Consider the following 7,602-nt stretch of genomic DNA (forward strand, 5'->3'; position numbering starts at 1 on the left):
CACCGCATCATCAAACCGGCGGATTTACAGCATGTTCAGACCGGCGCCGACAAGGGGAACCGCTTTCTTGCGGGCCGCAACGAGAGCGTACTGTGCCCCCAAAAGATGCGCGTAAAATGCGCACCAGGTACGACGGAGGAGCCCCAAACGATTGGAAGCGCTTGCTGTGTTGGTGAATACCCTATACCGGTATGAGAACCAATAGAACGTCTGTTTCTGTTGACGCATGCCTTTGAGACCGATATAATCAAATGCAGTCGCGGGTGCGTAACCTGCCTTGCGAAGGCGCCGATGGACTGACAAGTTGTCGGTGCCGCGCCGAGTTGGATCCGAGCTTTTGTCAGATAACCTGTGGTGCGGAGCCCGCTGGAGGACAGAGGGAACAAAACATGCGACCAGCACGCCCGACTCAGAAGACCACCGGCCGTCCCCAAGCAGGATTCACGCTCATTGAAGTCCTGGTGGTAGTGTCGATCATCGCGCTGCTCATTGCGATTCTTCTTCCTTCGCTGGGACGGGCCAGGTCTCAAGCCCGCATGGTCAGTTGTCAGTCCAACCTCAAGCAGCTCACGACCGCGTTTCTGGTCTACGCGGCCGAGTACAAGAATCGTTTGCCCGGGGCAAGCAAGGACGACAACGCCGACTGGCTGGGAGGCAGCAACCAAGGCGGTCCGTCGTTGCAGCCGCGGAACGGCACGGTTTTCAGACACATGGGTCGGTCGACGGAGGCCTACACCTGCCCTGATGACGTGATCAAGCGCGACTACACGACCAATGACAAGCTGAAGCCTTGCGATTATAGCTACACCTCCAACGCCCTTGTGTCCGGAGCGGCCACTGAGTTTCTTGGCGGGGCTCACTATCCGACCAAGGCGCCGTATGATCGGGATGACCATCGCTTTGACATGGCGCCTTTCGAAGGCGTGCCTGTACTGATCGAAGAAGACCCGTACTGGTATCTGGCGAAGGTCGACGACAGCACCTGGTGCAACGAAGACACCATCGCGGATCGCCACTTGAAATTCGGCTCGAACCCGGGTCAAGCCAACATCGGATACCACGACGGCCACGTTTCGCGGGTGCGGTTCAAGCCTCCTCCTTCACATTTGAGTTCGTATCCGTTGGCCCAGTACTTCAACGCGAAGTCGATGTGCATCCGCACCAGCGGCCGTAAGTGGGTCAGCGGCAGAAGCTGGCAATTGTCCAACGGCAACTATGCGAGGTACGGTTTTCTGCCGAACGGAGAAGATGCCAGCACTCGGGGGATCCAGCACTGAAGGTTGCCCGCAGCGGGCAGGTCTTGTTTCGAGACAAGCGCGCAAGGGGCGCATCTGGGGCTTGGTCAGCGATTCTGCATGTAGATGCGTGGGAAGGGCGGGCCGGTGTTCGAGCTCGCGGCGGGTCTCGCTCCGCGCGGCAACCTGGATGGTGTCGAACCTTACACGCCCGGCGATGCGACGGGCGTTATCGGGCTTATTGTCGGCAATGGGAGTCGGCCGGGGTACCGTGGCCAGTCAGGCATCGTTGTATTGCACCGAAGTCGGCCTGGTCGACGTCCCCGTCCCCGTCGAAATCGGCTGCGACTCGGCCTTGGGTGTCAGGCATTAGCGGGCAGGCGTCCGGATAAGGGATACCCGGCCCGGCGGCGCATGCCTCGAAGATGATGACGTCGTCCTGGTCCACATCGCAATCGCCGTCCAGGTCAGCCGGAACGGTGGGCCAGATCGCCAGATTGGCCGGGTCGGATTCGATACTATTGAAGCCGGCCGTGATCCTGCAGCGATAGCTGCCTGCATCTGCGGCCGTAATGCCGGAGATAGTCAGTGTTGGCGAGTCCGTGCCGGCGTAATGTCCGTCGTCGGAGAGTGCGCGTCCGTCCTTTATCCACCAAAAGCTGAGTGGTCCCTGGCCCGTGGCGGCGAGCTGGAACATAGCGGTGTCACCCGGGCAAACGACTTGTGACAAAGGCTGCTGCGTGATCGTCGGTGGCGGGGGATCATGGGCGGTGAATCTGAGCATCCAGCCCTCGCTGACACCGTTGTGGTTGCCGTTGCCGGTCAGGATTTGCCCGTCGGCTGAGATGCCGCGGACTTCTTGCAGCGTCCAGCCGGCCAGATTCAGCCCGAACTGGCTGGACAGCCAGCCCTGCAACTGCCGAGCGCCGCCGGCCGCATCCCATATCAGAGCTTCTCTGGGGCCGTCAGGGTTGGGGCTGTTGCGGTAAAGGCTGTACCCCCCGGCCAGAGCGCCATCGCCGCTGAGAGCAAGGATTTCGCCATGATTATCGCTATCGCCCCCCGGGATGAAGCCGACGGCGGTGGGGGTGGTCGAGTTGATCCAGACGCACGGCATGTAGAGGAAGACTCCGTTGATGTAGTAGCTCCAGCCGCCCTGGACGGAACCATTGCGTGAGACGGCTCTGGCCACGGCCTCGTTCTTTGTGGTTGGCGTGCCGAAGAGGGTGTTCAGCGGTTGACAGGGAGAGGCGCCGGTAAACTTCATGGGATTGCGGGCCCCGCCGGTGGGTGCCGTGCCCATGTACTGATACTGTCCGGCGAAGCAGCCGTTGTCCGAAACGGCGTGAAAATCGGAGTGGTCATGCCCGTTGTTGGGCAGGACAGGCAGGTCAACGGTACCGGTGCTCAGGCGGTAGCGGCAAGCCTGCCGGCCGTTGCCGTCGCCTCCGTTGATGGTGCTGCCGCTGATCCACAATTCGGAATCGCCGTTGGTGCCCAGGCCGGAGGCCGTCCATTCCAGCGTGTCGGCCTGCGGGAGGTTGGCGAACGCGCCTTGGCCGGCGGTGTTGCCCTCCCAGCACTTGGCCTTGTAGTTTGAGGCATTGCTGTTAATTGCCACCACGATGTTACCATTGTATACGCCGACGCCGGCCGCGCCGGCGCTGGTGGCGTCGGTGGGAAGGCCAAGATCTCTGATGCCGCCGCCGGCGGTCCAGATGAACGGCCGGCCGCCGCTGTTGCCGCAGATCACGGAGCCATCGGTGGCGATGCCGGTGACCACGCTGGACGTTGCTCCCGGGGCTGTTCCCAACCCGATGAACTCAGCCGTGGTGACGTTCAGTCTTGCCTTGGCCGAAACGATGCTGCCGTAGGGATTGGACACCAGGCAGTCGTAGACGGCCGCATCGCTCAAATCGGCCGTGGTGATCGTCAGCGTTGGCGCATTTGTGCCGCCGTACCGACCGCCGTCGACAAGGTCTCGTCCGTTCTTGCGCCACTGATAGACCAGCGGAGACGTGCCCGTGGCCTCGACGACGAAGCACGCGTTTCCGCCCGGAGCAATCGTTTGATCGTAGGGTTGCCGGGTGATTGCAGGCGAATCGAGCGGCTGAACATCGGGTCCGGCCATGAAGGAGTAAAGCGACGCGTTCCGCATGATGAAGCGCAGTCGGAGCGGTCTTACGTCTGCGGGCAGTTCGCTGTGGGATTGCCAGGTGACGATCTGATCGACGCTATCGCCTTGGAGTGGGACGCATTCGGTTTCGTCGTAGCCTGGGACAACCTGGTCGTCCGCATCGAGGACTTCGACTTTCAGCCAGCCGCCTGAGGTCCGGTAGTTGACGTGCAAGGGGCCGGATGCACCGAGCAGGCTCCTGGTGGACATGGTTCCACCGGTCGGTCCGGCATCGATAGAGACAAAGCCGTCCTTTCGAAGAGTTGCCAGACCGATGGCGCAGTTGAGCAACTTGGTCGCGTAACCGTGAACGTTGTCGCAGGCGCCGTAGTAGACCATGAGGGTGTCGCCGTTGAGCACGGGAGCGATGGCGGTGTAGAGCTGACCGTCATCCCATTGGCCAGGCGTTCCCAGGGGTAGGATGGGAGGGCGGTCCTGCTCCTCTCGTTTCCAGTGTACCCCGTCGCGGCTGCTGACCAATTCGGCGTACACCGGTCCGATGTAATAACCCTCCGCATCTGTTGCCCGGAAGATCCAGAGGAAGCCGAGGTACATGGTTTCGTACGCGAACACGGACATGCCGTAGAGATGGGTTCTCTGCACGGTTCCGGCCGGGACCCAGCGGTCATCGAAGGCATCGGGTTCGAGGATGAGTGCGAGCGGGGGCCAGCTTTCAATGCTTGCGGTCGTGGTGAGGCCGACACTGCGCCGCTTCAATCCGTTCACATAGGAGTTGAGCTTCACATAGCCTCGGAATTGTCGCACGAAAGGGTCCCACATGAACTGACCGACGTCGCCGCCGTCGGTGATGACGGGATTATTGGACAGATCGAAGGTGTGGATGCCGTCCGGCGAATACGCTCCCCAGTAGCCGCCGACGTCGAAGTTCATCAGCGTGTACTGCCGGTTGGGATCGGAGTTCCACGGCGTATGAATCACGGAAGTGATGCCGCTTTGCCCCGGTCGGACGAAGATCATGTTGTTGGCCGTTGAGCCGTGCCAGGACCGGATGCCGAGATTTGGCTTGGTCCAGGTGATTCCGTCGGGGCTGGTGGCGTAGAGGATGTTGCTACCGTCGTTGTCGGGGTCTTCGGGGCGCAAGGTGTGATACCACATGCGATACCCCGTTCCGGTCTCGTCGGGCAGGACCGTCCCGTAGATGTAGGCAACGCTATCCTCCCACGCCTCCGTGGGAAGGAGGACAGGGTTGCCAGGGTACTTTTCGAGGGAGTGATAGGTTCGGGCGGTGCCGTTTTTGTCGGCGATGAGGTAATCATCGACAAGTAGCTGCCAGGGGCCGGTCAGATCGCCGAGGGATTGTCGGGCCTGAGCGTCATTGCCGGGGGCTATCAAGATGCCTAGTGGGCCCAGGAACATGACAAAGAGACATGTCGGCCTTTGGACCACGTTCAATCCCTCCGATGACGGGCATCTGAGCGCGAGGTGGTCGATCCGTGGCGGGGGTTCATCCGCGCGTCCAACAGAATCGTCTCCGCGCTTTTTCATCATAGCAAAGCGGGAGCTGCGAGGCCATCCGGCGTGTCCGGGGCCGACGGTGTGGCGGGTGCCGGAGCCGGTCAGCGACATGGAAGGAAATACAGAGCCAGGCGAACGAGGCGATGTTCACGGTGTCTCCCGCTCAATGTGAGCGGCCAAGCCGCAGCATGCGCGCGGGTGTTGTCGGCTTTCAACGTGCCAACAGGTGTGCAACCAGGATCCCTGCATCTCTATTAGCCAGTCTAAGCCATCTTTTTCAGTTTTCCAGGCGCATCACGCGAGGGTCAGCAGCGGTGCATCTGCTTCGACCACCGGTGTATCAGTGAACGAAACAGAAACAAGATTGAGTCAACCGCCGGGCGTTACGTTCAGGTCGGTTCCGGAGGGTTGGTTCGTCGGGACGAGCAGGAACAACGCCGTCATTCTATCGGGTAAAACGCGTTAAGAGCTGTTCTGCGCAGTCTTCAGACGGATAGGCGTCGGCGACGTGATTCCGTCAGTCATTTTCGGGTAGAAAAACGGGTCAGTGTGGCAAGAAATCGTTGACAACGAAGGCGGCCTGTGATACACGGGCATTGCGGCGTGCGGCACTGAGCCTTTCGCGCTATCCGTGAGCCTGTCGATGAGCAATGTGGCGGAGAACATCGAGTTGAACAGCAGGAGCGGTTCCGCGAGATCGGAGTGGCACCGAGCGGTTTCTTATCCGGCATCAATCTGACCGCGCGCCCGTCTGAGCAAGTTGCCAATCGTGTGATTTCATGTGCGGTAGCGGCACAGGGTGGATGGTGTGCGCCATTCTCAACCCTATGTAGCGGAGGTTTCAACTCATGGACTGTTATGTAGTCGAAAAAACTTCCAGAAGCACCGAGACACAGTCGGCAGGGCGAGCGGTTGCCCGGGCGTTTTGGCTGGCCGTGGGCGTCCTGTTGCCGGCGACCATTGTCGTGGCAGTGGAGGCGCAGTACATCTACGGTATCCACGATCCGGGTGGCGAAGGGAACATGGGCAGCAACAAGGGGTGGATCGTCTGGACGGAGGCGATCGGTTGCGATCCGAACAACTACTCAGGGGGCAACTACTCGAGTTGGTCGAACGCCGGGTACGGCGTGATCGTGCGGTTGAACAACGGTTACGGCTCGGACGGCACCATTCCCTACGATTCGCAGTATGACAATTTCGCCCAGCGATGCGCCAACTATGTTGCGGCGTCGAGCGGCGTGGATTACTGGATCATCGGTAACGAGACCAATCTACCGCGGGAGTGGCCCGGCAACGTCAACGGCGATCCGAACACCGGGCAGCCGATCACGGTGGCCCGCTACGTGAGTTGTTACAACAAGTGCTACACGAAGATCAAGGCGGCGAACCCGGCGGCCAAGCTCATGCCTGCTCCCGCGGGGACTTGGGGGCCTCCGTACGCGGCCCAGGGCATTGAGGGGTTCGTGACGTACTGGGTGAACATCCTGAATGGGATCGGGGCGAGCAAGATTGACGCCCTGGGGCTGCACGCGTACACGCACGGATGCGACCCCGCGCTGGTGACCAGCACTCAGAAGATGGGGGCGCCGTACCAGGACATCTACTACCATTTTTACGTTTATCGGAACTACATGGCGGCGATTCCGGGTACGATGACCACGAAGCCGGTTTACATCACGGAATGCGACCAGAACGTGGAGTGCGCCGACGGAGCTTCGCCGCGGCACGCCTGGTACAACGCGAACAACGGCTGGGTGCGGGCGATCTACAGCGAGATCAACAACTGGAATGCCAGCCAGACGCAGAAGATCCGTTGCGTGGCCCTGTTTCGCTGGATGATGGCCACGGAAGGCGAATACACCTTTGAGTTTCAGGATCTCGGCGGGGTGATTGCCGATTTTCAGCAGGCCGTTGCCTACGGGTATCGGTGGTCGACCTCACCACCGGCCGCGCCGACCGGCCTGGCGGCGACGGCTGGGGATGCACAGGTGGCGCTGACGTGGAACGCGAGTGCGTCGGCCAGCAGCTACAAGGTCAAGCGGTCGACCGTCAGCGGGGGGCCTTATACGACCATCGCGACTCCGACGGCGACCAACTACACCGATACCGGGCTGACCAATGGAACCACGTATTACTATGTTGTCTCGGCGGTGAACGCCAACGGCGAGAGCGCGAATTCGTCACAGGTGAGCGCGACGCCGACGGGTCTGATGAACGGCAATACGCCGACGGGCAGCAATCTTTCGCTGACCGCGGCGTGGGCGACCGATTCCGACTACAGCGTCGACTTCAACGGGGCCAAGGCCCTTGACGGGTCGCTGGCCACCAAGTGGGCGAGCAACGGCAACGCTCCGCCGCACTGGCTTGCGCTGGACCTTGGTGCGAACCTCACGGTGAACGGTTTCATCGTCCGGCACGCCAGCACGGGGGGTGAACCGACCTACTTCAACACCAAGAACTTCAAGTTCCAGTCGGGCACGTCGATCAGCGGTCCATGGACGGACGAGTGCGTGGTTGACAACTCTTCGCAGGCGGGTACGACGACGCGGAGCTACTACACCCCCAAGACGCTTCGATTTGTCCGGCTGTATATCACCAATTGCGGTATCGACAATTACACGCGGATACCCGAGTTCGAGGTGTACGGCATCGCGGACACGATGAACGACAGTGTGCCGACGGGGGTGAACGTGGCCCCGCAGTCGGCGCAGGTGA

Annotated in this window: 3 protein-coding genes; 2 read left to right on the plus strand and 1 reads right to left on the minus strand. The window is 61.0% G+C overall.

The features are described 5' to 3' along the window. Positions 1-389: 389 nt before the first annotated feature. Positions 390-1,277, plus strand: coding sequence for a prepilin-type N-terminal cleavage/methylation domain-containing protein (locus tag PLL20_20970; protein HPD32473.1), 888 nt, complete (start codon positions 390-392; stop codon positions 1,275-1,277). A gap of 196 nt (positions 1,278-1,473) precedes the next feature. On the opposite strand, the gene PLL20_20975 is transcribed toward PLL20_20970, so the two are convergent. Continuing rightward, positions 1,474-4,818 carry an immunoglobulin domain-containing protein gene (locus PLL20_20975; GenBank protein ID HPD32474.1) on the minus strand — a complete coding sequence of 1,115 codons (3,345 nt, stop codon included), beginning with the start codon at positions 4,816-4,818 and terminating at the stop codon, positions 1,474-1,476. Positions 4,819-5,735: 917 nt separating this feature from the next. Here PLL20_20975 and PLL20_20980 point away from each other — a divergent pair. Continuing rightward, positions 5,736-7,602, plus strand: a 1,867-nt coding sequence (locus PLL20_20980; GenBank protein ID HPD32475.1) for a discoidin domain-containing protein, incomplete at its 3' end; no start/stop codon positions are given.

This window comes from Phycisphaerae bacterium (assembly GCA_035384605.1).
Lineage (GTDB): Bacteria > Planctomycetota > Phycisphaerae > UBA1845 > PWPN01 > JAUCQB01.